The organism is Miniphocaeibacter sp. (genome assembly GCF_049276255.1).
GTDB lineage: Bacteria > Bacillota > Clostridia > Tissierellales > Peptoniphilaceae > Miniphocaeibacter.
In genome coordinates, this window is the sequence record NZ_JBASWB010000051.1 from 1 (window position 1) to 3,240 (window position 3,240).

General features: G+C 32.2%; 2 protein-coding genes. One reads left to right on the forward strand and one right to left on the reverse strand.

Annotated elements, in window-relative coordinates; all coding sequences use genetic code 11:
• Positions 1-140 precede the first annotated feature (140 nt).
• Positions 141-1,124, forward strand: a complete 984-nt coding sequence (locus tag WAO56_RS05370; protein ID WP_422143461.1) for a GH25 family lysozyme — start codon at positions 141-143, stop codon at positions 1,122-1,124.
• 111 nt (positions 1,125-1,235) lie between these two features.
• On the opposite strand, the gene ftsH is transcribed toward WAO56_RS05370, so the two are convergent.
• A complete protein-coding gene (ftsH, locus tag WAO56_RS05375) occupies positions 1,236-3,200 on the reverse strand; it encodes an ATP-dependent zinc metalloprotease FtsH (protein ID WP_422143462.1) in 1,965 nt (654 codons plus the stop codon).
• Between the last annotated feature and the right edge of the window lie 40 nt (positions 3,201-3,240).

Here is a 3,240-nt window from a genome sequence, read left to right on the forward strand (position 1 = left end):
AATATATTGTAACAAAGCCTTTTACAATTACTTAATAGGGGAAGACTATCAATAAACTAAAGAAGTGAATTTTATTTCACTTCTTTTTTTGTCTTAGTAAAAAAACTTACCTTCCTAAATATATAAATAGGAGGTAAAAAATGATGAAAATAGGAGTAGATTTATCTAATTGGAATAATATGTCGGATATTAAGAAAGCAAAGGTTAATGGACTGGATTTTGCAATAATAAAAGCTGGTAGTGGAGTAACACCGCTAGACGGTAAATTTAATGCAATTTATGAGCAATGTAAAAAATACAGCATGTCGGTAGGCGCTTACTGGTATTTGTATTCTAAGACGGTTACAGGAGCATTAAATGAAGTAAAAAACCTTCTTAACAATATTAAAGGGAAAAAATTTGAATATCCGATTTGGTTGGACTTTGAAGACCCTTCACAAGCAGGTTTAAGTAGAAAAACTAAAACGGAAATTGCAATAGCCTTTATGGATAAATTAGAAAAAGAAGGTTACTATACCGGTCTGTATACAATGGGGTCTTGGTTTAGCAATGAATTTGACTATTCATACAAATATAAGGGAAGAAGCTTAAAAGAATTTGATAAATGGGTAGCCCATTGGACATATAGTACAAATAAAAAATCATCTTATGTAGATGAAAACACCGGAATTTGGCAATATTCAAATAAGGGAGAATTTACCGGTATAGGAAAAGCTGGTAATGGTTTAGACATGAATCTAGCTTTTAAAGATTATCCTAACATAATAAAGAAAAACAAACTAAATGGATTTAAAGAAAATGAATCTAGTAAAAAAGAAATTCCCAATATTTATAATATGACAGGAGTATTTAAAATAGTAAAGCCACTCAAATGGACTAAAGAATTAAAAAAATCTTGGAATATAGTTATGGAATATTTTGACAGCAGTGAAAAAACACAGTATATAGTAATAGCTTCCGGTGAATATGAATTTAAAGGTACAAACCCAATAATAGTAGTAGATGAAAATTTAAATGGTCATACAAAAAGAAGGGAAATAACAAAGTATTTAGTAAGAAATGAAAGGGAAGCTAATATATTAAAAAGTGGTCAAAAAAACTGGAATAAATTAAAACAAAAATAATATATATTCGAAATATATTTGCAAAATATATTGTATATGGTTTAATATATAGTGAAGGGGAAGGTTACATAAGAAAAAGGAAAGGCGTATTTTTAGCCTTTCCTTTTTTAATTAAACGTCTAAATTTTCCCAATCATCTAAATTAAAATCGTCTTTTGAATCACTATCTATTTCATCTTTATTCAGATTTTCGGTATTATTTTCACTTGTATTTTCATTAACATTGGAATTTGTTTCTTCTTCGTCTTTTAAATCCAAAATATTCATAAACTCGTCTCCAGTAATGGTTTCTTTTTCTATTAAATATCTTGATATTTCATGAAGTTTATCAATATTTTCAGTTAATATCTTTCTGGCTTTTGCTTGTGCGTCTTTCATGATTTTTTCAATCATATTATCGATCTCAGCCGCTTTTTCAGGTGAAGCACTACTAGTAGTACCACCATCAAGATACATTGATTGTTGTGTATCCAAAGCTACCATACCGAACTCGTCTGTCATACCATATTGAGTAATCATAGCTCTAGCAAGTCTAGTTGCCATTTCAATATCATTTGCAGCGCCTGTTGTTTTAGTGTTGAAAATTAATTCTTCAGCAGTTCTACCACCTGTATAGGTAACAATTTTAGTGAAGATGTCGTCTTTACTCATAAGGAACTTTTCCTCTTCATCCACTTGCATAGTATAGCCTAATGCGCCTGATGTTCTTGGAATAATCGTAATTTTTGTAACTGGTGCAGAATGAGTTTGCATTGCTGCAACTAAAGCGTGACCAACTTCATGATAAGCAATAAGTTCTTTCTCTTTTGGAGAAATAACCATACCTTTTTTTTGCTGACCTGCAATAACAACTTCAACAGATTCTTGTAGATCTTCTTGTGCAACTAACTTTCTATTAAACTTAACAGCTCTTAAAGCAGCTTCGTTAATAATATTGGCTAATTGAGCACCTGAGGCTCCTGCAGTCATTAAAGCAATAGGTTTAAAATCTACATTAGGGTGTACTTTAATTTTTTTAGCATGAACTTTTAAAATAGCTTCCCTTCCAGCTAAATCAGGTAATTCAACAGGAATTCTTCTGTCAAAACGACCAGGTCTTGTAAGTGCCGGGTCTAGAATTTCAGGTCTATTAGTAGCTCCTAAAATAACAACTCCAGTATTTCCTTCAAAACCGTCCATTTCATTTAAAAGCTGGTTTAATGTTTGTTCCCTTTCGTCATTACCACTTATACCATGGGAATCTCTTTTTTTACCTATAGCATCTATTTCATCTATAAAAACAATACAAGGAGCTTTTTCCTTTGCTTGTTTAAATAAATCTCTAACCTTTGAAGCACCCATACCTACAAACAACTCAACGAATTCTGAGCCTGACATTGAGAAAAACGGCACATTGGCTTCACCTGCAACAGCTTGAGCTAGTAGGGTTTTCCCAGTACCAGGAGGGCCAACTAAAAGTACTCCCTTTGGTAAAACAGCTCCTATTTCGCTATATTTTTTTGGATCATGTAGAAAATCTACAATTTCGGACAAGTCTTCTTTGGCTTCATCTTGTCCCGCTACGTCTTTAAAACTTTTTCCCGGCTTTGATTGTACATATACCTTTGCATTTGATTTCCCAAAGCTCATTGAGTTTCCGCCCATTCTCTTAGTAAGGCTTCTCATAAGCAAGGAAAGTAGTGCAAACATCAGGACAATAGATAATATATTAGGAAGTAAAGTTTCAGTAAAGAAATTTGAAGTTCTAGCCTTATATGCTACTTCTTTTTCCTTTAAAACAGGTTGTAAGTCTGCATCTTGTATATATGCATTGTATGGAGTTTTATAATTTTTCTCCACACCCTTTGAGTCTTTTGCAGTGAAAGTTAAAGGATCGTCTAACTCTACTTCAATAACAGAACCTGCTTGTAGCATTTTCCAAAAATCGCTATATTTTACTTCCGTAACAGTTTGCCCGGTAAAAAGCGGTGTAACAAAAGACATTACTGTAGCCCATAATAAAAGTCCTAGTAAAAGAATTGTAACAGAATTAGGTTTAAATCCTTTTGGAAAATTGGACTTATTATTATTACTCATATATTCTCCTTTCTATTCAAAAGAAGCTAGGTCGTCTAAA